General features: G+C 71.3%; 27 protein-coding genes and 1 tRNA gene. 13 read left to right on the plus strand and 15 right to left on the minus strand.

Annotation, left to right across the window (positions count from 1 at the left end):
• Window positions 1-62 precede the first annotated feature (62 nt).
• Window positions 63-1,550, minus strand: a complete 1,488-nt coding sequence (locus ACYVLT_RS36475; protein WP_461124726.1) for a flavin-containing monooxygenase — start codon at window positions 1,548-1,550, stop codon at window positions 63-65.
• A 77-nt stretch (window positions 1,551-1,627) separates the two neighbouring features.
• Between ACYVLT_RS36475 and ACYVLT_RS36480 the strand changes: the two genes are divergently transcribed.
• Complete coding sequence (locus ACYVLT_RS36480) at window positions 1,628-2,236, plus strand: TetR/AcrR family transcriptional regulator (RefSeq protein WP_461124727.1); 609 nt, start codon at window positions 1,628-1,630, stop codon at window positions 2,234-2,236.
• 15 nt (window positions 2,237-2,251) lie between these two features.
• Here ACYVLT_RS36480 and ACYVLT_RS36485 read toward each other — a convergent pair whose 3' ends face one another.
• Window positions 2,252-2,416 (minus strand): LPXTG cell wall anchor domain-containing protein, encoded by a 165-nt coding sequence (locus tag ACYVLT_RS36485; RefSeq protein WP_461124728.1) that lies wholly within the window; start codon window positions 2,414-2,416, stop codon window positions 2,252-2,254.
• Here ACYVLT_RS36485 and ACYVLT_RS36490 point away from each other — a divergent pair.
• The 3 genes from ACYVLT_RS36490 (at window position 2,415) to ACYVLT_RS36500 (ending at window position 4,002) form a co-directional block, all read left to right on the plus strand.
• On the plus strand, window positions 2,415-2,621 hold the full coding sequence (locus tag ACYVLT_RS36490; protein WP_461124729.1) for a hypothetical protein: 207 nt from the start codon (window positions 2,415-2,417) through the stop codon (window positions 2,619-2,621). The genes ACYVLT_RS36485 and ACYVLT_RS36490 overlap by 2 nt on opposite strands.
• Window positions 2,622-3,033: 412 nt before the next feature.
• The gene (locus ACYVLT_RS36495; protein ID WP_360451921.1) at window positions 3,034-3,294 is read left to right on the plus strand and encodes a hypothetical protein; all 261 of its coding nucleotides are present in this window, start codon (window positions 3,034-3,036) and stop codon (window positions 3,292-3,294) included.
• Between the two features lie 93 nt (window positions 3,295-3,387).
• Window positions 3,388-4,002 carry a TetR/AcrR family transcriptional regulator gene (locus ACYVLT_RS36500; protein ID WP_461124730.1) on the plus strand — a complete coding sequence of 205 codons (615 nt, stop codon included), beginning with the start codon at window positions 3,388-3,390 and terminating at the stop codon, window positions 4,000-4,002.
• Between the two features lie 6 nt (window positions 4,003-4,008).
• Here the strand turns inward: ACYVLT_RS36500 and ACYVLT_RS36505 are convergent, their stop codons facing one another.
• Window positions 4,009-4,230: a DUF3618 domain-containing protein gene (locus tag ACYVLT_RS36505; RefSeq protein WP_360451917.1), complete on the minus strand. Its 222-nt coding sequence runs from the start codon at window positions 4,228-4,230 to the stop codon at window positions 4,009-4,011.
• Window positions 4,231-4,344: 114 nt separating this feature from the next.
• On the opposite strand from ACYVLT_RS36505, the gene ACYVLT_RS36510 reads away from it, so the two are divergent.
• Together ACYVLT_RS36510 and ACYVLT_RS36515 are read left to right on the plus strand one after the other, a co-directional pair.
• Window positions 4,345-4,788, plus strand: coding sequence for a hypothetical protein (locus ACYVLT_RS36510; RefSeq protein ID WP_461124731.1), 444 nt, complete (start codon window positions 4,345-4,347; stop codon window positions 4,786-4,788).
• Window positions 4,779-4,852, plus strand: a tRNA-Leu gene (locus ACYVLT_RS36515). Before ACYVLT_RS36510 ends, ACYVLT_RS36515 begins: the two co-directional genes overlap by 10 nt.
• Window positions 4,853-4,890: 38 nt before the next feature.
• On the opposite strand, the gene ACYVLT_RS36520 is transcribed toward ACYVLT_RS36515, so the two are convergent.
• Window positions 4,891-5,841 (minus strand): CobW family GTP-binding protein, encoded by a 951-nt coding sequence (locus ACYVLT_RS36520; protein ID WP_461124732.1) that lies wholly within the window; start codon window positions 5,839-5,841, stop codon window positions 4,891-4,893.
• Window positions 5,842-5,953: 112 nt separating this feature from the next.
• The gene (locus ACYVLT_RS36525) at window positions 5,954-6,505 is read right to left on the minus strand and encodes a TetR/AcrR family transcriptional regulator (protein ID WP_461124733.1); all 552 of its coding nucleotides are present in this window, start codon (window positions 6,503-6,505) and stop codon (window positions 5,954-5,956) included.
• 35 nt (window positions 6,506-6,540) lie between these two features.
• Between ACYVLT_RS36525 and ACYVLT_RS36530 the strand changes: the two genes are divergently transcribed.
• A complete protein-coding gene (locus tag ACYVLT_RS36530; RefSeq protein ID WP_461124734.1) occupies window positions 6,541-6,957 on the plus strand; it encodes an SRPBCC family protein in 417 nt (138 codons plus the stop codon).
• Between the two features lie 88 nt (window positions 6,958-7,045).
• Window positions 7,046-7,684 carry a DedA family protein gene (locus ACYVLT_RS36535; RefSeq protein ID WP_461124735.1) on the plus strand — a complete coding sequence of 213 codons (639 nt, stop codon included), beginning with the start codon at window positions 7,046-7,048 and terminating at the stop codon, window positions 7,682-7,684.
• On the opposite strand, the gene ACYVLT_RS36540 is transcribed toward ACYVLT_RS36535, so the two are convergent.
• Both ACYVLT_RS36540 and ACYVLT_RS36545 read right to left on the minus strand, forming a co-directional pair.
• Window positions 7,669-8,307 (minus strand): response regulator transcription factor, encoded by a 639-nt coding sequence (locus ACYVLT_RS36540; protein ID WP_360451906.1) that lies wholly within the window; start codon window positions 8,305-8,307, stop codon window positions 7,669-7,671. The two genes, ACYVLT_RS36535 and ACYVLT_RS36540, sit on opposite strands and share 16 nt — an antisense overlap.
• Complete coding sequence (locus ACYVLT_RS36545) at window positions 8,298-9,371, minus strand: sensor histidine kinase (protein ID WP_461124736.1); 1,074 nt, start codon at window positions 9,369-9,371, stop codon at window positions 8,298-8,300. The genes ACYVLT_RS36540 and ACYVLT_RS36545 overlap by 10 nt, the downstream gene beginning before the upstream one ends.
• A 67-nt stretch (window positions 9,372-9,438) precedes the next feature.
• Between ACYVLT_RS36545 and ACYVLT_RS36550 the strand changes: the two genes are divergently transcribed.
• The gene (locus ACYVLT_RS36550; protein ID WP_461124737.1) at window positions 9,439-10,770 is read left to right on the plus strand and encodes a styrene monooxygenase/indole monooxygenase family protein; all 1,332 of its coding nucleotides are present in this window, start codon (window positions 9,439-9,441) and stop codon (window positions 10,768-10,770) included.
• On the opposite strand, the gene ACYVLT_RS36555 is transcribed toward ACYVLT_RS36550, so the two are convergent.
• Entirely contained in the window at window positions 10,736-11,776 is a 1,041-nt protein-coding gene (locus ACYVLT_RS36555) for an FAD-dependent oxidoreductase (protein WP_461124738.1), read from the minus strand. The genes ACYVLT_RS36550 and ACYVLT_RS36555 overlap by 35 nt on opposite strands.
• Before the next feature lie 94 nt (window positions 11,777-11,870).
• Between ACYVLT_RS36555 and ACYVLT_RS36560 the strand changes: the two genes are divergently transcribed.
• The 3 genes from ACYVLT_RS36560 to bcp all read left to right on the plus strand — a co-directional run bounded on the left by ACYVLT_RS36560 (window position 11,871) and on the right by bcp (window position 14,241).
• The gene (locus ACYVLT_RS36560; protein WP_461124739.1) at window positions 11,871-12,923 is read left to right on the plus strand and encodes an LLM class flavin-dependent oxidoreductase; all 1,053 of its coding nucleotides are present in this window, start codon (window positions 11,871-11,873) and stop codon (window positions 12,921-12,923) included.
• 294 nt (window positions 12,924-13,217) lie between these two features.
• Window positions 13,218-13,748 (plus strand): hypothetical protein, encoded by a 531-nt coding sequence (locus ACYVLT_RS36565; protein WP_461124740.1) that lies wholly within the window; start codon window positions 13,218-13,220, stop codon window positions 13,746-13,748.
• Between the two features lie 19 nt (window positions 13,749-13,767).
• A complete protein-coding gene (gene bcp, locus ACYVLT_RS36570) occupies window positions 13,768-14,241 on the plus strand; it encodes a thioredoxin-dependent thiol peroxidase (RefSeq protein WP_461124741.1) in 474 nt (157 codons plus the stop codon).
• 95 nt (window positions 14,242-14,336) lie between these two features.
• Here the strand turns inward: bcp and rdgB are convergent, their stop codons facing one another.
• Window positions 14,337-14,942, minus strand: a complete 606-nt coding sequence (rdgB, locus tag ACYVLT_RS36575) for an RdgB/HAM1 family non-canonical purine NTP pyrophosphatase (RefSeq protein WP_461124742.1) — start codon at window positions 14,940-14,942, stop codon at window positions 14,337-14,339.
• On the minus strand, window positions 14,939-15,703 hold the full coding sequence (rph, locus tag ACYVLT_RS36580) for a ribonuclease PH (RefSeq protein ID WP_461124743.1): 765 nt from the start codon (window positions 15,701-15,703) through the stop codon (window positions 14,939-14,941). The genes rdgB and rph overlap by 4 nt, the downstream gene beginning before the upstream one ends.
• Window positions 15,704-15,757: 54 nt before the next feature.
• Between rph and ACYVLT_RS36585 the strand changes: the two genes are divergently transcribed.
• Window positions 15,758-16,276 (plus strand): DUF2231 domain-containing protein, encoded by a 519-nt coding sequence (locus tag ACYVLT_RS36585; protein WP_461124744.1) that lies wholly within the window; start codon window positions 15,758-15,760, stop codon window positions 16,274-16,276.
• Between the two features lie 214 nt (window positions 16,277-16,490).
• Here the strand turns inward: ACYVLT_RS36585 and ACYVLT_RS36590 are convergent, their stop codons facing one another.
• Genes ACYVLT_RS36590 through ACYVLT_RS36610 form a run of 5 tightly spaced genes read right to left on the minus strand, consistent with a single transcriptional unit; the run spans window position 16,491 to window position 19,700 of the window.
• Window positions 16,491-16,889 (minus strand): OsmC family protein, encoded by a 399-nt coding sequence (locus tag ACYVLT_RS36590; protein ID WP_461124745.1) that lies wholly within the window; start codon window positions 16,887-16,889, stop codon window positions 16,491-16,493.
• A gap of 10 nt (window positions 16,890-16,899) precedes the next feature.
• Window positions 16,900-17,403, minus strand: a complete 504-nt coding sequence (locus tag ACYVLT_RS36595) for a hemerythrin domain-containing protein (protein WP_461124746.1) — start codon at window positions 17,401-17,403, stop codon at window positions 16,900-16,902.
• Entirely contained in the window at window positions 17,393-18,205 is an 813-nt protein-coding gene (locus ACYVLT_RS36600) for an MBL fold metallo-hydrolase (protein WP_461124747.1), read from the minus strand. The genes ACYVLT_RS36595 and ACYVLT_RS36600 overlap by 11 nt, the downstream gene beginning before the upstream one ends.
• Window positions 18,206-18,222: 17 nt before the next feature.
• On the minus strand, window positions 18,223-19,020 hold the full coding sequence (murI, locus tag ACYVLT_RS36605; protein ID WP_461124748.1) for a glutamate racemase: 798 nt from the start codon (window positions 19,018-19,020) through the stop codon (window positions 18,223-18,225).
• On the minus strand, window positions 19,017-19,700 hold the full coding sequence (locus ACYVLT_RS36610) for a rhomboid family intramembrane serine protease (protein WP_461124749.1): 684 nt from the start codon (window positions 19,698-19,700) through the stop codon (window positions 19,017-19,019). Before ACYVLT_RS36610 ends, murI begins: the two co-directional genes overlap by 4 nt.
• Window positions 19,701-19,720: the final 20 nt, after the last annotated feature.

A 19,720-nucleotide genomic window follows, 5' to 3' on the forward strand; every position in this document is an offset into this window, starting at 1 on the left:
GCCGCGCGTGTCCTACGTTCGGAACGCGCGTGTCCTACGTTCGGAACACCCGAGTTCAACGCTCAGGCGGGGACGCGGGTGCGGCGGGCGCGGGTCAGGGTGTAGTCCTCGGCGCGGACGGTCTTGGTGCGCATCCAGTAGCGCCAGGTGAAGCCCGGCCAGACCGTGCGGTTGATGCCCTGCGCGTCGAGGTACCAGCTCCGGCAACCGCCCTCGGTCCACACGCCCTTGGACAGCTTGCGCTGCAACTGCCGGTTGAACCGCGCCTGGACCTCCGGCCGCACGTCGAGCTCGTCGGCGTCGTGGCGGTCGAGCAGCTCAAGGCACTGGCGCACGTACCGGATCTGCGACTCGATCATGAACACCACCGAGTTGTGCCCAAGCCCCGTGTTCGGGCCGAGCAGGAAGAACAGGTTCGGGAAGCCCGAGACGGTGATGCCGTAGTACGTCTCGATGCCCTGCGCACGCCACTGCGCGGCCAGGTCGACGCCACCCTTGCCGGTGATGTCCAGGTAGTCGAACGAGTCGACCACGTGGAACCCCGTGCCGTAGATGATCACGTCGACCTCGTGCTCGACGCCCGCCCGGTCGACCACGCTGTTCGCCCGCACCTCGGCGATGCCGTCGGTCACCAGGTCCACGTTCGGCTTGCTCAACGCCGGGTAGTAGTCGTTGCTGATCAGCACCCGCTTGCAGCCCATGGTGTAGTCGGGCGTCAGCTTGGCCCGCAACGCCTCGTCGGGCACCTGGCCGCGCATGTGCCGCCGCGCGATGTTCTGCGCGAACTCCATGATCTTCGGGTTCACCGCGAAGCCGAGCGCGCTCGACTCGCGCGTCCAGTACACGAAGTTGCGGTACAGGCGCTGGGTGACCGGCAACGCCCGGAACAGCTTCTGCTCCCACGTGTTGATGGCCCGGTCGATCTTGGGCATGATCCACGGCGGTGTGCGCTGGAACACCGTCAGCCGACCGACCTCGTCGGCGATCCGCGGCACGAACTGGATCGCGCTCGCGCCCGTGCCGACCACGGCGACCCGCTTGCCCCTGAGGTCGTAGTCGTGGTCCCACTCGGCCGAGTGGAACGTCTTGCCCCGGAAGTCCTCGATGCCGGGCAGGGCCGGCACGTTCGGGATGTGCAACGCCCCCACGCCCGCGACCACGGACCTCGCCGTGTAGGTGTCACCGTTCTCGGTGCTGACGTGCCAGACCTTCGCGTCCTCGTCCCACCGCGCGCCGCTGACCTTGCTGTTGAACCGGATGTGCTCGCGCAGCCGGTACTTCTCGGCCACGCGCTTGAGGTAGTCCCAGATCTCCGGCTGCCGGGCGAACATGCGCGACCAGCGCGGGTTCAGCTCGAACGAGAACGAGTACATGTGGGACGGGACGTCGCACGCGCAGCCGGGGTAGGAGTTGTCCCGCCAGGTGCCGCCGAGGTCGCTCGCCTTCTCCAGCACGACGAAGTCGCGCTCCCCGGTGCGCTTCAGCTCGATCGCCATGCCCAGGCCGGAGAAGCCCGTGCCGACGACCAGGACCTTGACCTCTCGGTGCACGCCCGTCTCCTCCCGGTCGACTTATGTACTCCCGAGTAGGTTACTCGAAGTAAGTTACCTCCGGTAGTCTCGACTTCGTGACCACCACCGAGCCACGCCGGCGGCGGATGCCCAAGGCGCAGCGCAAGGCGCAGATGCTCGACATCGCCGAGGGCGTCTTCGCCGAACGCGGGTACCTCGCGGCGTCGATGGACGAGATCGCCGAACGGGTCGGGGTGTCCAAGCCGATGCTCTACGAGTACTTCGGCTCCAAGGAGGGCCTGCTCATCGGCTGCATCCACCGGGCGCGCACGGAGCTGCTCGACCGCACGCAGCAGGCGATCACCGGCGCGGACGGGCCGGAGGACGTGCTGCGGCGCGGCCTGATGGCGTTCTTCGAGTTCATCGCCGAGCACAAGCAGTCGTGGTCGCTGCTGCGGCAGGAGGCGGCGATCACCGTGCCGTCGGCGGTGGAGGAGGTCGAGGGCATCCGGCGGCAGCAGACCGACCTGATCGCGGCCGTGATCGGCAGCTTCGAGTCCGATGTGGACCCGGTGGAGGCCGAGGCGTTCGCGGAGATCGTGGTGGGGTCGACCGAGCGGTTGGCGCTGTGGTGCGAGCGCAGGCCCGAGGTGGGGCCTGCGCTCGCGACGGCCTACGTCATGGAGGTCGTGTGGCGGGGTGTGGCGAGCCGGCTCACGGCTTGAGCGCCACCCGTCCGGTCACGCGCGACGCCGGCGGCCGAACAGCAGCAGGAGTCCGCCGAACAGCAGCACGACCAAGCCGCCGATGCCCGTCCACAGTGGCGTGGCGCCGGTCGAGGCCAACGCGTGGCTCGCGGACGACGACACCGCGCGTGGGGGTGCACCGGCGGGCACGGTGGTCATGAGCGGCACGGTGCTCGTCGTGGTCGTCGCGCTCGTCGTCGTGGTGACCGGGGTGGTCGACGTGGTCAACGTGGTCGAAACGGCGGACGTGCCGCCGACGTTCGTGGTGGACGTCGAGGTCGCGGACGTGCCCGAGACGTCGGTCGTCGTGGTGGTCGCGCCGGTGGACGTCCCGCCGGTCCACGGCGTCGTGGTCGTCGCGTGAGTCGTGGTGGTCGTCGTGGCCTTGGTCGTGGTGACCTTGGTCGTCGTGGTGTGGCACGGAGGATCCCCGCGGTGCTTGCACACGTCACCCCGGACCTGGTCGTCCCACCCCCCGGGCACCCGCCAGGGCGGATCGGCCAACGCCACGCCCGGCGCCACCAGCAGCCCGAACACCAAGCAAACCGCCACGCTCATCCGACGACTCATCAGGACCTCCCGGACCAAAGGGTGTTGCTCCGAATGGTCTATCGGCCGCGTACAGCCGTGCGTTACCGCACGTGTACGGTGCGTGCATAACTTGAGGATTGGGCCATTCGGGCTAAGCCGCCAGGGCTCGCCCGCGATGGGAAAGACCGGCGATGCCAGCCGGGACGCAGGTCAGCTGGGGGAGACCACCGATGAGAGGCCGACGCATGCCCAAACTCCCCATCACCGCGAACTACCGACGTGCCGGCGACGACTGGGCGATCACCGTGCGTGCCGCCGGCAAGGAGCTCGACGCCACCGCGCCGGGCCTGATCGCGGCCAGACTCGCGGCCGACCAACTGGTCGACGAGATCGCGCCGGGGTGCGCCGACCGTGCCGTCGTGCACCTGCTGGACGGCGACGCGCTCGCGTTCTCGGTCGCCTACCTGCACACGCGCGCGGGCCTCGCGCCACCGCCGACGGGGTGAACCCGAAGCCGCGCCACGCACGGGCAGGTGGTCGAAGCCCGATTCCGGGTGCTCCGGCCTAGGATGTCCGGCCAAAGGCGACAGGAGCGCGAAATGGCCACACCGGTGTACAGCGGGGCGTCTCGGACCCCGCAGCGGGGCAGACCGAGAGACGCCAGCCGGGACGACGCGTTGCGACAGGCCGCGCTGGAGGTGATGGCCGAAGTCGGGTACCGCGCGCTGACGATGGACGCCGTCGCGGCGCGCGCCCGTGCGGGCAAGGCGACCATCTACCGGCGGTGGGAGTCGAAGCTCGACCTGGTGATCGACACGTGCACGCAGTTGGCGCAGCGGAACCTGGCCGAGCCGGACACCGGTTCACTCGCGGGCGACCTGCGGGAGTTCCTGAGCGCGTTCGCCGCGTTCCTGTCCGGCCCGATCGGCAAGGCGGCCCAGGCGCTGGTCGGCGAGCTGCCGCACGAGCCCGAGCTCGCCTCGGCGTTCCGCGAGACGTTCCTGACCGCCCAGCGCAACGTGCTGCGGGGCATCCTGGACCGTGCCGAAGAGCGTGGCGAACTGCGCCAGGACGCGCCGCGCGGCCTGGCGGTCGAGCTCGCGGGCGCGGCCCTGATCTACCGGCTGATGCTCACCGGGGAACCGCTGGACCTGCCCTTCGTGGACCGCTTGGTGGACCAGGTGCTGCTGCCCCTCGTCGCCAAGGGGCAGTAGGCGACCTCAGCGGAAAAGCTTGCGCAGCAAGGCGAACCCGACGAGCACGGCCACCGCGATCAGCGAGTACTTGATCCTGGGCTCGTCGAACTTCGCGCGCACGCTCTGTTTGCCGGACTCGACGAAGCGCTGGGGATTCGCCCTCGTCCCCAGCTCGTCGAGGGTCACCGCCAGCGCGTTGCGCGCCTGCTCGATCTCACGCTGGATGGTGTCGGGATCGCGAGCCACATCTCCTCCTAGCTGCTCCGTGACCACAACCGTAGTTGAGACGCGGGAACGACGTTGACCGGACCGGTCGAGGAGTGCTTTTATAACGCTGTTTCCATTCAATGGAGGAGCGTCATGGCCGCCATCCGGTTGTCCCCCGCGTCCCGTCGCCTGGCGGGTGTGCTGTTGCTGAGCGTCGTCGGCGTCGAGTTCGGCGGTCGGTTCCTGACCACCGTGGCGCAGGGTGAGGTCGAGCTGACCGAGTTCCAGCAGTCGTTCTTCCGGGCCGGGCACGCCCACGCGGGCGTGCTGTTGATCCTCGGCTTGGTGTGCCTGCTGTACGCCGACGTGGCGGACGTGCGCGGCCCGTGGGGTTGGGTGACCCGGCTGGGCGTGCCGGTCGCCGCGCTCCTGATGCCGGCGGGGTTCTTCTTCTCCGCCACGGGAGAGGGCGTGACGCGGGCCAACGGGCTGGTCGTGCTGCTCTACCTCGGTGGGCTGAGCCTGGCGGCGGGCGTGGCGTCCCTCGGCATCGGGCTGCTGAGGCCTGCCGATAAGCTGGCGACGACGGGCTCGTAGCCCAATTGGCAGAGGCACACGGTTTAGGTCCGTGCCAGTGAGAGTTCGAGTCTCTCCGAGCCCACGTCACCGGTCGCCCTCGGCGTTCGCCGCCGAGGGCGTTCAGGCCGCGTAGCGCAGGACTTCCAGCATCGACTGGGGGTCCACCGCGGCCGGGTCCGGTTCCTCGCAGGCGGCCAGCTCGGCGCGGATCGCGGCCACGTCCAGGCCGGTGCCGATCAGCACCAGCTCGGTGCGCCGCGGTCCCGGCCACGCCGAGCGCTCGAACCGCAGGAACGCGCCCACCGCGTGCAGGCCGAACCGCTGCCGGTGGCCCGGCACGTCGAACCGGACGAACCCCTTGATCCGGTACAGGCCCTTGGGGCGTGCGTCGAGGAACGCCATGAGCCGCACCGGGTTCATCGCACCGCCGGTGAACTCCACGCTGTCGTAGTGCACGTGGTCGTGCTCTTCGTCCACCAGGTCCTCGAAGGACAGTTGGCCGAACCGCTCGCGCGGCCGTGGGTCGAACAGCAGCGCCGGGTCCACCCGGCCGAACGACGAGTGGACCACGGGCACGCCCGGTTCGAGCCGGTCGATCTTCGCCGCGAGCGCGGACGCGTCACCGACCCGGTCGACCTTGTTCAGCACCACCAGGTCCGCCACGCGCAGGTGCCGGGCCAGGTCGTCCGGGAACTCCGCCGCGTCGACCAGCAGCACCAGGCCGCCGTAGGTCAGGCGGGGGTTCTCGCTCGCGAGCACCATCCGTGCCATGGCCTGCGGTTCGGCCAGGCCGCTCGCCTCGATCACGATCACGTCGACCAGCGGGGCGAGCTTGGCGAGCATGCCGTCGAGCTCGCTCACGTCGACCGCGCAGCACAGGCAGCCGTTGCTGAGCGAGACCGTGGAGTCGACCTGGCCGGCCACGCTCATCGCGTCGATGCCGATGGCGCCGAAGTCGTTGACCACGACGCCGATCCGGGTGCCGCGGCTGCCGCCGAGCAGGTGGTTGAGCAACGTGGTCTTGCCGGAGCCGAGGAACCCCGCGACCACGATCACCGGGATCCGCTTCACGCCGACCGATCTTACGGGTGCGCCTGAGCGTTGAACTCGGGGTACGCGAACGTAGGACACGCGCGTTCTGAACGTAGGACACGCGCGGGTTGAAGGTTGGACTCTCGCGGGGTCAGGGGATCATCAGGGTGATGAAGTGGTCCATGGCGGCGGTGACGGCCGGTTCGTCGTCGGTGGCGATCAGGTCGAGCAGGAGGCCCCGGGCGACGGCCAGGCCCAGGCGGGCGCGGGCGGCGGCGACGTCCGGCGGGTGGCCCAGGGAGCGCTGGATGGCGGCCACCGGTTCCAGCCAGTCGGTGACGATGCCGTCCAGCAGGGGTGTCGTGCCGGGGCGACCCTGGGCGGCTTGGGCGTAGAGCTCGAAGAACAGCCGTTCGTGGGCGCGCAGGGCCGGGTCGGTGAGCGTGCGCCAGAACGCGCGGGCGGCCTCGGCCGGGTCGTCGGTCGGCAGGGAGGCCAGCACGGCCCGCTGCCTCGCCTCCACCTCCCGCACCACCTCGACCAGCAGGCCCTCCATCGAGCCGAAGTGGTAGATGAGCATCCGGTGGCTGGTGCCGACGGCCTCGGCCAGCCGACGCAGGCTCAGGTCGCCCAGACCCCGCTCGGCCAGGTGCTCCACCACCGCCGTGAGCAGGCGCTGCCTGGCCACCCCTTGTTCCGTCATGTACCGGATGGTACATGTACCACATGGTACAGAGAGTGGACGTCACGGTGCGCAGCGCCGCACCGCCGGAACGGGTCTACCGCCTGGTCGCGGACAGTTCGACGTGGCCGAGGTGGTCGCCGGTGCTGCGGCACGAACGGGAACGCGCGGGTGATGCGAGTGGGGTCGGCGAGGTGCGGGTATTCCACAACAAAGGCCGCAAGGCCCGGACGAGGGAGGAGGTCGTCGAACTGACGCCGAACCGGCGGGTGGGCTACGTCCTGCTGTCAGGTCTCGCCATTCGCGACTACCAGGCGTTCATCGACCTCGAGCCGGACGGCGACGGGACGGCGATCCACTGGTACTCGTCGTTCGAGCCGAAGGCACGCGGGACGGGGTGGCTCTACCGCCTGGTGCTCCAGGCCGTGATCTCGCGGTACGCCCGGGGCCTGGCCGCACACGCCGCGCGCTGAACCACCGCGTCCGGCACTGGGGTTTTCCACACCCCGTCGTGCGGTCGGCTTCATGGTGACGGGCTCGGCGCGTTCGTAACGTGAAGACATGGATGTCGTCTCGTGGGTCACCGACCTGATGGAAGCGCTCGGCGCGCCCGGCGCCGGGATCGCGATCGCGCTGGAGAACTTGTTCCCGCCCCTGCCGAGCGAGTTGTTCCTGCCGATGGCCGGGTTCACCGCGAGCCAGGGCAAGATGAACCTGTTCGCCGCGATCCTGTGGACCACCACCGGCTCGGTCGCCGGCGCCCTCGCGCTCTACTACCTGGGTGCCGCGCTCGGCCGTGACCGGATCAGGGCCATCGCGCAGCGGATGCCGCTGATGAAGGTGTCCGATGTGGACCGGTCCGAGGAGTGGTTCGCCCGGCACGGCAAGGCGACGGTCTTCTTCGGCCGGATGGTCCCGATCTTCCGCAGCCTCATCTCCATCCCGGCGGGGGTGGAGCGGATGCCGCTGCCCGGTTTCCTGCTGCTGACCGCGGCGGGCAGCCTGATCTGGAACTCCGCGCTGATCCTCGCCGGGTACGTGCTCGGCGAGAACTACCACCTCGTCGAGCGGTACATGGGGATCGTGTCCAAGGTGGTGCTGGTCCTGGTGGCGCTGGCCGTGGTGTGGTTCGTGGTGTCCAGGCTCACCCGCAAGGACAAGGGCAAGTCGGACGACGAGCCGGCTCACGCGCGCAAGTAGCGCAGGATCGCCAGCACCCGCCGGCTGTAGCCGTCCACATCGGACAGGCCGAGCTTGTCGAAGATCGAGTTGATGTGCTTCTCCACCGCGCTGCGCGACACGTGCAGCCGGGACGCGATCGCGTTGTTCGTGTGCCCCTCGGCCATGAGCGCCAGCACCTGCCGCTCCCGCTCGGTCAGCACGTCCAACGGGTGGCTCTTGCGGGCCAGCAACCGCCGCACCACCTCCGGGTCGAACGCCACGTCACCCGCGCCGACCCGGCGCAGCGCGTCCAGGAACTCCTCCACCTGGACCACCCGGTCCTTGAGCAGGTAGCCCACGCCGTCGGCGTGCTCGGTGAGCAGGTCGACGGCGTAGCGCTGCTCGACGTACTGCGACAGCACCAGCACGCCGACGCCCGGGAACCGCCTGCGGATCTCCAACGCGGCCTTCAGGCCCTCGTCGGAGTTCGTGGGCGGCATCCGCACGTCGGTCACCACGACGTCCGGCAGGTGCGCCGCCACCGCGCTGATCAGCGCTTCCGCGTCGCCAACGGCGGCGGGCACCTCGTGGCCCTCCTCGACCAGCAGCCGCACCAGGCCCTCGCGCAGCAACGTCGAGTCCTCCGCCAGGATCACCCGCACGGTACCTCCGCGGTGATCACCGTGGGGCCGCCCGCCGGGCTGGCCACGCCGAACGCGCCGTCCAGCGCGAGCACCCGCCGGTGCAGGCCCGCCAGCCCGCCGCCCGCCGGGTCCGCTCCCCCGACGCCGTCGTCCGCGACCCGCACGCGCACCGCGCCCGCCTCCTCGGTGATGTCCACGTCGATCATGGTCGCACCCGAGTGCTTGGCCGCGTTGGTCACCGCCTCGCACACCACGAAGTACACCGCCGTCTCGACCTGCGGCGCGGCGTCGAGCGGCGCGCACCGGATCCGCACCGGGATCGAGGACCGGTCCGCCACCGCCTCCAGCGCGTCGACCAGGCCCAGCGAGTCCAGCGCCGCCGGGTAGACCCGCCAGGCGACCTCGCGCAGGTCCTCCAGCACGTGCCGGGACTCCTCGTGGGCCTGGGCCAGCAGGTCGTCGGCGTGGTCGGGGTGGCGGCGGGCGCGGCCGAGCAGCATGCCGAGCGCGACCAGCCGCTGCTGCACGCCGTCGTGCAGGTCGCGTTCGATGCGCCTGCGCTCGGCGTCCACCGCGGCCACGATGCCCGCCCGGCTCTCGGCCAGTTCGTCGATGCGCAGGCGCAGCAGTTCGGCCTCGCTCGGGCCGAGCCAGCGGCGGGCGACCTTCCCCTCCAGCGCGATCACCCCGATGATGCCCTGCACCTCGATGTAGAGCAGCACCAGGCCGATCAGCCCGGTCCACAGGAAGGCGGTCCAGTCGTCGGAGGGGTCCAGGCCGTCTTTCGGGCCGCCCGCGAACAGCCGGTACAGCACGATCGCGCCCATCGCCAGCCCGTAGAACAGCCAGGCCAGCACGAACCCGCCGAACAGGCCGACCGGCGCGCGCACGGCCAGGTACCGCACGGCCTGCGCCCGCGTCGGTGCCGCGCTGTCGATCCCGAGGAACGCCCGCAGCCGCCGTCGTTCCAGCCCCGCGACCCGGACGGCCGCCCTGCGGGCGAACACCACGACGAGCAGGTCCAGCAGCGCCGAACCGAACCCGAGCACCAGCCCGGCGACGGCGCGCAACCCCCTGTGCACCTGGTCGAGGCTAGTCGACCCGATTGTGCTATTGGCTATCGCCAACCCGCTGAACAGGATTTGTGGCGTGGGCACAATAGCCGTCGTCGGCGCAGGTCAAGCGGGTCTGGTGTTATCGGCGGCGCTGTTGCGCGCCGGCTGGCGGGTCACGCTCTACTCCGACCGGACGGCGGAGGAGCACCTCGGCGGTGGCGGCCGGCCGACCGCCTGCCTGTTCGGCGACCAGGTGGAGTACGAGGCCGAGCTGGGCCTGGACTTCTGGCCCGAGGCGTCCCGGATGCGGCGCATCCACCTGGACCTGTTCACGGACGACCGGTCGCTCGCGTTCTCCGTCGACGCGCCGCTGCGCAAGCCCGCGCTGGCGGTCGACCAGCGGTTGAAGTTCGCCGCCGGGCTGCGTGAGGTCGAGTCGCGCGGCGCGTCGGTGGTGATCGGCGAGGTCGACGCGGACGACCTGGACGGGCTGGCCGCGACGCACGACCTGGTCGTCGTCACGGCCGGGCACAAGTCGCTGACCGGCCTGTTCGAGCGCGACCCGGAGCGGTCGGTGCACTCCGAGCCGCAGCGCAGCCTGTTCATGGTCAACATCCACGGGTACGACCTGGCGGCCCGGCCCGAGCACCGGGAAGGGGTGTTCTCGTTCCTGCCGGGCACCCTGGAGGTGTTCTGGATCCCGTTCCACGACAAGGACGTCGGCGAGTCGCGCAGCATCGTGGTGGAGGCCACGCCGGGCGGTCGGGCGGACCGGTTCCAGGACGTGACCTCGGCCGACGAGGGCCTGGACGTGCTCAAGGGCGTGGTGGACGAGATGCTGCCGCACGAGTCGGCGTTCCTGCGGCCCGCCCGCGCGACCAGCCCGGTGACCTGGGTCAAGGGCCGGATCGTGCCGGTGGTGCGCAAGCCGGTGGCCGTGCTGCCGTCCGGGCGGCACGTGCTCGGCCTCGGCGACGCGGTCGTGCTCAACGACCCGCTGGCCGGCCAGGGCGCGAACAACGCCACCCGGATGGCCCGGTTCTTCGCCGGGGAGCTGACCGCGCACGGCGGGCCGTTCACCGCGTCGTGGCTGACCGAGCGGTTCGACGAGTGGTGGGAGCGCGGCCGCTACACCAGCGACTTCTCCAACGGGCTGCTCGCGCCGCTGACCGACGCCCAGCAGCGCGTGATGCTCGCCGCGTCACGCCGGGAGGACATCGGCGAGCAGCTGTGGGAGGGGTTCAACGACCCGTCGTCGCTGTTCCCGTGGTTCTTCGACGCGGCGGCCACCCGCGAGTTCCTGATCCGGCGCAACGTCGGCCGGCTGGACGTGCTGCGGTACAAGCTGGGCGTCGGCGCGCACCTGCTCGGGCAGAAGGCGGCCAGGCTGGTCAAGCGGCCTGTCGGCGGGACAGCAACGCCTTGATCTCCTTCGCCGCCGCACGACCGGCCCGGGTGGCGCCGACCGTGCTGGCCGAGGGGCCGTAGCCGACGAGGTGCACCCGCGGGTCGGCGACGACCCTGGTGCCGTCGAGCCGGATGCCGCCGCCGGGCGTGCGCAGCCGCAACGGGGCCAGGTGGTCGAGCGCGGCGCGGAACCCCGTCGCCCACACGATGGCGTCGACCGCCTGGCGCGTGCCGTCGGACCAGGTCACGCCGTCCTCGGTGATCCGCTCGAACATCGGCCGGCGGTCCAGCACGCCGGTCTTGAGGGCCTCGCGCACGGCCGGGGTGAGGCTCAGGCCGGTCACGCTGACCACGCTGCGGGGCGGCAGGCCCTGCCGGACGCGTTCCTCCACCTTGGCGACCACGGCACGGCCGAGTTCCGGCGTGAACGGCTCATCGGAGAACTCCGGCTCGCGGCGGGTCACCCAGGTGGTCGAGGCGGCGTGCCGGGCGATCTCCAGCAGCTGCTGCACCGCGGACGTGCCGCCGCCCACGACGACCACGTGCCGCCCGGCGAACTCCGCCGGCCCCCGGTACCGCGAGGAGTGCAGCTGACGGCCGCGGAACAGCTCCTGGCCGGGGTAGCGGGGCCAGAACGGGCGGCTCCACGTGCCGGTCGCGTTGACCAGGGCCCCGGTCTCCCAGACGCCCTGATCGGTCTCCACGCGCAGCAGGCCGCCGTGGTCGCGGACGGCGTGCACGCGCACGGGCCGCCGCACCTCGATGCCGTTGCGGCGCTCGAAGTCGGCGAAGTACGCGGGCAGCACCTCGTTGGCGGGCGCGGTCGGGTCGGGCTCGGCGAACGGCATGCCCGGCAGGTCGTGGATGCCGTGCACGGTCGCCATCCGCAGGGTCGGCCAGCGGTGCCGCCACGCGCCGCCCGGACCGGCGTCGGCGTCCAGCACGACGTGGTCGAGGTTCGCGCGCTGGAGGAAGTAGGCCGCGGACAACCCCGCCTGACCTGCACCGATGACCACCACGTCCATGTCTTGGTCAACGTCGGGGCTCGGCCGCGCGCTTCCCGGTGTCGTGACTGTCACACCAGGAAGGCATTCGGGGTCTTCGGCGTTGGTCGAAGGCATGACCCTTCTCCGCGACGTGCCGCTGTCCGCGCTCGACCTCGCCCCGGTCACCACGGCGACGGACGCGCGCACGGCGCTCAAGCACACGCGTGAGCTGGCGCAACACGTCGAACGGCTGGGCTTCACCCGGTTCTGGCTGGCCGAGCACCACAACATGCCCGGCATCGCCAGCTCCTCGCCCGCGATCCTCATCGGCCACGTGGCCGACGCGACCACCACGCTGCGGGTCGGCTCCGGCGGCGTGATGCTGCCCAACCACCCGCCGCTGGTGGTGGCCGAGCAGTTCGGCACGCTGTCCGCCCTGCACCCCGGCCGCATCGACCTGGGCATCGGCCGCGCGCCCGGCACCGACCAGCGCACCGCGCAGGCGTTGCGCCGCACGGCCGGCCCGCTGTCGGTGGACGACTTCCCGCAGCAGCTCGGCGAGCTGACCGGCTACTTCAACGGCACCGAGGAGCTCAACGCGATGCCCGCCGAGGGCAACAAGCCGGACGTGTTCCTGCTCGGGTCGAGCGGGTACAGCGCGCAGGTCGCGGGCCTGCTCGGGCTGCCGTTCGCGTTCGCCCACCACTTCAGCGCCGAGAACACGCTGCCCGCGCTGGCCCTGTACCGCGAGCGGTTCCGGCCCTCCGAACGGCTGGCGGAGCCGTACGCGCTGGTATGCGCCTCGGTGATCGTGGCGGACACCGACGAGCACGCCCACCGGATCGCCGGCCCCGGCGCGCTGGCGTTCGTCAGGCTGCGCAGCGGTCGGCCCGGCCCGCTGGCCACCGACCAGGAAGCCGCCGACTACCCGTACACCGACGTCGAGCGGCTGATCTTCGAGGACCGGATCGCGTCGCAGGTCATCGGCTCGCCGAAGACCGTGGCGGCGGAGCTGGAGCGGTTGTTGGAGGAGACCCGGGCCGACGAGCTGATGGTGACCACGATGGTCGCCGAGCAGGTGGACCGGCTCCGGTCCTACGAGCTCCTGGCGGAGATCGCCCAACGCCCGGCGGCTCCGCGTTCGTCCGTTCAGGGTGCGTCCGAACGGGTGAAGACCGAAGTATAGGTGTAGCGGTTCCGCCACCGGCCGCGATGATCAGAGTGGAGCGCGCACGCCCCCCGACGCGCTCCCCAACTTCCGGGCGGCAACGCCCGCCCGGTGCTCGGCCGCCGCCGACCCGCGTGGGTGCCGCCCGGTGTGGCGCCGCCCACGCGGGCAGCCGTGCGTCATCACGGCTTGGCCACGGGCATGCACCAGGTGCGAATCAAGGACCGGGTTCGGTCACCCCTCACCCTCCGGCACCGTCATGGTGGACGCAGTCGCACTCAAGCCCACCGCCGGGGCGGGAAGGGGAGGTTCGTGAAGTTCGCCAGACTGGCCGTCGGCCTGTGCCTCGGCCTGGCAGTGGCGGGATGTGCGGACCCCTCCGACATTTCCACGCCCCCGAGCCCGTCCGCGGTGGCCGAGCAGCGCGGCGACGCGCCGTCGTCGGTCGAGTTCACCGCCTTCGGCACGCAGCGGGTGTGGAGCAACGGCATGGCCGTCACCGTGTCGCCGCCCACCTCGCTCAAGCCGAGCGACACGTCGTTCCCGCAGTCACCGCGCACCGCCGTGTTCACCCTCACCGTGGTCAACGGCGCCAAGACCGCCTACCGCACCAGCCAGCTGTCCGTGCGGGCGTTGGTCGACGGCCAGCCGGTGGCCGAGGTGCGCGACTCGGTCCAAGGCCTCAACGGCGTCGGCGCCGCGGTCAACGAGGTGGCGCCGGGCGCGGAGACCGTGCTGACCGTGGCGTTCGCCGTGCCCGCCGACCCCGTGCGGCTGCGGCTGCTGGTCGAGCCGAACGGCGCCGACCAGGACCCGAGCGCGACGTTCGAGGGCGTCGCCTGACCTTGTAGCGTCTCCGGCCATGACCGAGCAGAAGCGCCTGTCACCGGGCGAGCAGGCCCCGGCGTTCACGCTGCCCGACAGCGAGGGCAACCCCGTTTCGCTTTCCGACTACCTCGGCCGCCGCGTGGTCGTCTACTTCTACCCGGCCGCGGGCACGCCGGGCTGCACCAAGCAGGCGTGCGACTTCCGCGACAGCATCGGCGACCTCGCGTCGTCGGGCTACGACGTGGTCGGCATCTCGCCGGACAAGCCGGAGAAGCTGGCCAAGTTCGCCGCCGAGGAGGGCCTGAACTTCCCGCTGCTGTCCGACGTCGACCGCAAGGTGCTGGGCGAGTGGGGCGCGTTCGGGGAGAAGCAGAACTACGGCCGGACCGTCATGGGCGTGATCCGCTCGACGTTCCTGGTCGACCCCGAGGGGAAGGTCGAGAAGGCGATGTACAACGTCCGCGCCACCGGCCACGTGGCCAAGCTGCTGCGCGAACTGCCCGCCTGATCACCCGTACCCGCCTGATCACCCGTACGACCGATGGCCCGGTCGCACCAGCTCCGCTCCGGGGCCGGTGTCGACCTTGGGCCGCCGGGCCGCCGTTACGGCTGAGCGAGCTCGCGCAGGTGGGGCAGGAGCAGGCGCAGGGCGCGGCCGCGGTGGGAGATCTCGTCCTTCTGGTCGGGGGTCAGCTCGGCGGAGGTGACGTCGTGGCCCTCGGGGCGGAAGATCGGGTCGTAGCCGAAGCCGTTCTCGCCGCGCGGCTCGCGGGTGATCGTGCCCCGCCACTCCCCCCGCACCACGGTCTCGACGCCGGCCCCGGCCACGAAGGCGGCCGTGCAGACGAAGGCCGCTCCCCTGCGCTCGTCCGGCACGTCGCGCAGCTGGCCCAGCACCAGGTCCAGGTTGGCCTGGTCGTTGCCGTGGACGCCGGACCACCGGGCCGACAGCACGCCCGGCATGCCGTTGAGGGCGTCGATGGCGATGCCCGAGTCGTCCGCGACCGACGGCAGGCCGGTGGCGTTGTAGGCGTCACGGGCCTTGGCCAGGGCGTTGCCCTCGAAGGTCGGATCGGTCTCCGGGGCCTCCGGGAACGGCGGCACGTCGTCCAAGCCGAGCACCTCGACCCCGTCCAGCCCTTCGGCCAGCAGGATGCGGCGCAGCTCGCCGAGCTTCTTCTTGTTCCGCGACGCGAGGAGGACCTTCACCGCTTCCTCGCCTTCGGCTCGGGCAGCACGCCGGGGTAGGGCAGGGCCAGCGCCTCGGCCTGGATCCGGTTGAGCTGCGCACAGCCCTCCAGGGCCAGGTCGAGCATCTTGTCCAACGTCGACCGCGCGAACGTGGCGCCCTCGCCGGTGCCCTGCACCTCGATCAGCGTGCCGGCGTCCGTCGCGACGACGTTCATGTCGACCTCGGCGCGCGAGTCCTCCTCGTACGGCAGGTCCAGGCGCACGCGGCCGTCCACGACACCGACCGACACCGCCGACACGGCGCAGGAGAGCGGCTGCGGGTCGGCCAGGCGGTTGGCAGCACCCAGCCACGTGACGGCGTCGGCCAGGGCCACGTACGCGCCGGTGATGGCGGCGGTCCGGGTGCCGCCGTCGGCCTGGATCACGTCGCAGTCGATCACGATCGTGTTCTCGCCGAGCGCGGCCAGGTCGATGCACGCTCGCAGCGACCGCCCGATCAGGCGACTGATCTCGTGCGTGCGTCCCCCGATCCGGCCTTTCACGGACTCGCGGTCGCTGCGGGTGTGCGTCGCGGAGGGCAGCATCGCGTATTCGGCGGTCACCCAGCCGAGGCCCGAACCGGAGCGCCACCGCGGCACGCCTTCGGTCACGCTGGCCGCGCACAACACCCGCGTGTTGCCGAACTCGATCAGCACCGACCCGGCCGGCCACTGCTGGAAGCCGCGGGTGATCCGGATGTCGCGCAGTACGTCGTCGTTCCTGCCATCGGTCCTCAGCACGGCACTACCCTATGTCGCTGAACCCGGGAGCAACCCACCGGCGTAGGGAGAGGCATGGCACTCGCAGACGACCTGGTGACGATCTTCGGTCTCCCCGCGCACCCGCTGCTGGTCCACGCGGTGGTGGTGCTGCTCCCGCTGGCGGCCGCGGGGGCGGCGGCGATGGCGGTGGTGCCGCGGTGGCGGCAGCGGTACGCGTGGCCGCTGCTGGGCGTGACGCTGCTGGGCGTCGGCTCGGTGCCGTTGGCGCAGTGGGCGGGCGACCAGCTGTACGCCCGGCTCGCCGCGCTCGACAACCCGTTGATCCACCAGCACGCCAGCCTGGGCAACGACCTGCTGCCGTTCGCGCTGGGCTTCGGCGTGGTGGTCGTGGCGCTCCTGGTCGCGGGCCGCCTGGCCGACCGCGAACGTGCCGCCGCGGTCGAGGACCCGGCCGTCCCCAAGACCTGGCGCCGCATCGCGGTGGTCGTCGCCGTCCTCGTCATCGCCGCCGGCGCGGCCGCCACCGTCCAGACCGTGCGCATCGGCCACAGCGGCTCCACCGCCGTCTGGAACGGCGTGGGCACCACCTGACCCCGCGAGAGTCCAACCCCCAGCTCGCGAGAGTCCTACCTCCAGACCGCGCGTGTCCTACATCCAGAACGCGCGTGTCCTACGTTCAGGCACCCCGAGTTGAACGCTCACGACGAACGGTCGGCGCCTGAGTGTTGAACTCGGGTGTTCCGAACGTAGGACACGCGCGACGTGAACGTAGGACACGCGCGGTTTGAGCGTTGGACTCTCGGGGTCAGGTGGGGAGGGTCAGGGGGGTTGGTGGGGAGGCTTTCAGGGTGCGGGTGACGGTGCACAGCTGGTCGATCGCGCGCAGGACGGCGGTTTCCAGAGCCGCGCGCTGCGAGGCGTCCAGCTGCGAGATGTCGTAGTCCAGCGCGACCGGCACGCTGGTCAGCTCGTGCCCGTCCGCCGAACGCACGTCCTGCGCACGCGCCACCAGGCCACCGTCCACCCTGCGCGTCACCAGCGTCTCCGCCGTCACCGCCGCACACCCCGCCGCCGCCGCGAGCAGCAGCTCGACCGGCGTGAACGCGCCCTCGGCACCCTTGCGGCCGACGCGCACCGAGGCGCCCCGGTCGTTCGTGGCCACGAAATCGTGCTGACCGACCCACCGCACCTCGACGTCCGACACGCGATCGACGTTAGTCGATCCGGTCCCGGGTGGCCGCCGCGATCTTGCGCACGTAGTCGATGTCACCGCAGTCGTCGTCCAACCGGCTCTGCCGGATCTCCACGAACAACCGGCCCAGCTCGTCCCGCCGCTCGTCGGGCACCTCCTGCCGGGCGTCGTTGAGGATCGTGCGCTCCTCCTCGTCGACGTGGTGGTTGAGCGCCTGGACGAGCTCCTCCAGCTTGTCCTCCCACTCGTCGGACCCGGTGTCGACGACCTCCATCAACGCCAGCAGCGCCTGGTGCCCCTCGGCGTGCTCCTCGGCGCCGTGGTCGACCTCGGCGTTGTCGACCTCCTTGTACCGCTTGAGCGCCGGGTACACCTCGGACTCCTCGGCCTCGGCGTGCGCCACGAGCAACGCCGCCAGCTCGCCCAACAACGTCGACCGGTCGGAGCCGCGGTCGCGCAGCCCCCGGAACAGCTCTTCGAACTTGCGGTGGTCGGCCAGGATCAGCTCGACGACGTCAGTTGCCATGGCCGCCGATTACCCGCACCTTCGGCGCGTCAACCGCGTACGTGTCCCCCTGGCTGACCACGTCGACCGGACCGGAGAACCGGCCACGCGCCTCGACCAGCACGGCGTCGCGATCCGTCCACGGCGCGACGTGGGTGAGCAACAGCCGTCCGACGCCGGCCTCCGCCGCCAGCTGCCCCGCCTGCACGCCCGACAGGTGCTTGCCGGGCGGCCGGTCCTCGGCGTGCGTCCACGTCGCCTCGGACAGCAGCACGTCCACGCCTTGCGCCAAGCCGCGTAACGCGTCGCACGGCCCGGTGTCCCCGGTGTAGGCCAGGGTGGCGTCCTTGGTGGCGATGCGGAACCCGTACGCCTCGGTGGGGTGCGCGACCCGGACGGCGGTGATCTCGAACGGCCCGATGCGCGTCACCACGTCCTGCGCGAGGGTGTGGAACTCGAACACGTCGCTCAGGTCGGTGGTGAGCAGTTCGTCGGCCGTCTCCGCGTAGGCGCGGGCGAACCGCTCGACGGTGTTCGACGGCCCGTGCACGGGCAGTCTGCGTTCACGCGTGTCGTACGGCGGGTGGGTGTGGTAGCGGCGGGTCACCGCCAGCGTGGTGAAGTCGGCGCAGTGGTCCGGGTGCAGGTGCGAGAACAGCAGGGCGTCCAGCGAGAACACGTCACGGCGCGCCTGCAACGCGGCCAGCACACCGCTGCCCAGCTCGATCGCGATCCGGCAGCCATCGGCCTCGACGAGGTAGCCGGATGCGGGCCCGTGCGGTCCCGGCAGGCTGCCCGAGCAGCCGAGGATGGTCAACAGCACCCGTGGAGCGTGCCAGGTCAACCGTGGGCTTGGAAGGACGCCTTTTCCAACCCGGGTAGGAATCTGCGCGCGAGCCGGGCGAACGGCTCCACCGGACCGGTGCAGCTGAACCGCTGGTCAGGGTCGCCGGAGCGGAACATGTCGCGTTCCGTCAACACCCGCACGACGTCCTTGACGGTCTCCTCGGCGCTGGAGACGAGCATCACGCCGTCACCCATGACGATCTGGAGCACGCCCGTCAGCAGCGGGTAGTGCGTGCACCCGAGGACGAGCGTGTCGACTTCCGCGCGTTGCAGCGGTTCCAGGTAGGCCTGGGCGAGGCCGAGGACCTGGCGGCCGGAGGTGGTGCCGCGTTCCACGAAGTCCACGAACCTCGGGCACGCGACCGCCGTGACCTCGACGTCCCGTGCGGCGGCGAACGCGTCCTGGTACGCGCCGGACGCGACCGTGCCGAGCGTGCCGATGACGCCGACGCGACCGGTGCGGGTGGTGGCGACGGCCCGGCGCACGGCGGGCAGCACGACCTCGATCACCGGGATGTCGTAACGCTCGCGGGCGTCGCGCAGGCAGGCGGCGGACGCCGTGTTGCACGCGATGACCAGCATCTTCGCCCCGTCGGCGACCAACCGGTCGGTGACCTTCAGCGCGTACTCGCGCGCCCGTGCGATGGGCAGCGGACCGTAGGGGCAGTTCACCGTGTCGCCGACGTACCGGATCCGCTCGTCGGGCAGCTGGTCCATGATCGCCCGGGCGACGGTCAGCCCGCCGACGCCGGAGTCGAAGATCGCGATGGGCGAGTCGGCGGTGACGGTCACGCGTCGAGCGTAGTGCGGGCGTTCCGCCGGGCATCCCGGGCGACTCCCCAGGCCGCGAGGACGCCGCCGAGCGCGCCGAACAGGTGCCCCTCCCACGAGATGCCGGGCTGACCCGGCAGCACGCCCAACAGCGCGGCGCCGTAGACGGCGAAGACGACGACGGCCAGCACGATCTGCAGCACGCTGCGCGCGAAGATGCCGCGCACCAGCAGGAACACCAGGAAGCCGAAGACGAGGCCGGACGCGCCGATGTGGCTGCCGTAGGAGCCGAAGATCCACACGCCGAGCCCGCTGGTCAGCCAGATGACCGCGGTGACCTGGAAGAACTGCTTGATCCCGCCGGACGTGGCCAGGTAGGACAGCACGAGCAGCGGCACCGCGTTGCCGGTCAGGTGCGTCCAGTCGCCGTGCAGCAGGGGGAACCAGAGGATGTTGTCCCACTGGCCGAAGTCGCGCGGGATCACGCCGTCGTTGTCGAGCCGGCCGCCGAGGACGGTGTCGATGGCCTCGACGACGTAGAGCAGGCCGACGAAGCCGAGCACGACGACGGCCGACAGCACGGGCCTCGGCGGTACGACGCGCTTGGCCAGTGGCTTGGCCGCCTTGGGCGGCTTCGGTGGCTTGGGCGCGGCGACCACCGGCTCGGGCGTCGACGCGGCGTTGGGGCCGGTGGGGTCCACGTCACCAGGTTACGCGGCTC

It is taken from the genome of Saccharothrix stipae (assembly GCF_054781895.1).

What these genes read in the sequence shown, in the direction of transcription:
- ACYVLT_RS36495 (WP_360451921.1), top strand. Translation starts at nt 3,034, where the DNA reads ATGCCCAAACTCCCCATCACCGCGAACTACCGACGTGCCGGCGACGAC.
- ACYVLT_RS36510 (WP_461124731.1), top strand. Translation starts at nt 4,345, where the DNA reads ATGGCCGCCATCCGGTTGTCCCCCGCGTCCCGTCGCCTGGCGGGTGTG.
- ACYVLT_RS36535 (WP_461124735.1), top strand. Translation starts at nt 7,046, where the DNA reads ATGGATGTCGTCTCGTGGGTCACCGACCTGATGGAAGCGCTCGGCGCG.
- ACYVLT_RS36525 (WP_461124733.1), bottom strand. Translation starts at nt 6,505, where the DNA reads ATGACGGAACAAGGGGTGGCCAGGCAGCGCCTGCTCACGGCGGTGGTG.
- ACYVLT_RS36595 (WP_461124746.1), bottom strand. Translation starts at nt 17,403, where the DNA reads ATGGCAACTGACGTCGTCGAGCTGATCCTGGCCGACCACCGCAAGTTC.
- ACYVLT_RS36500 (WP_461124730.1), top strand. Translation starts at nt 3,388, where the DNA reads ATGGCCACACCGGTGTACAGCGGGGCGTCTCGGACCCCGCAGCGGGGC.
- ACYVLT_RS36585 (WP_461124744.1), top strand. Translation starts at nt 15,758, where the DNA reads ATGGCACTCGCAGACGACCTGGTGACGATCTTCGGTCTCCCCGCGCAC.
- ACYVLT_RS36555 (WP_461124738.1), bottom strand. Translation starts at nt 11,776, where the DNA reads ATGGACGTGGTGGTCATCGGTGCAGGTCAGGCGGGGTTGTCCGCGGCC.
- bcp (WP_461124741.1), top strand. Translation starts at nt 13,768, where the DNA reads ATGACCGAGCAGAAGCGCCTGTCACCGGGCGAGCAGGCCCCGGCGTTC.
- ACYVLT_RS36490 (WP_461124729.1), top strand. Translation starts at nt 2,415, where the DNA reads ATGAGCGGCACGGTGCTCGTCGTGGTCGTCGCGCTCGTCGTCGTGGTG.
- ACYVLT_RS36485 (WP_461124728.1), bottom strand. Translation starts at nt 2,416, where the DNA reads ATGACCACCGTGCCCGCCGGTGCACCCCCACGCGCGGTGTCGTCGTCC.
- ACYVLT_RS36560 (WP_461124739.1), top strand. Translation starts at nt 11,871, where the DNA reads ATGACCCTTCTCCGCGACGTGCCGCTGTCCGCGCTCGACCTCGCCCCG.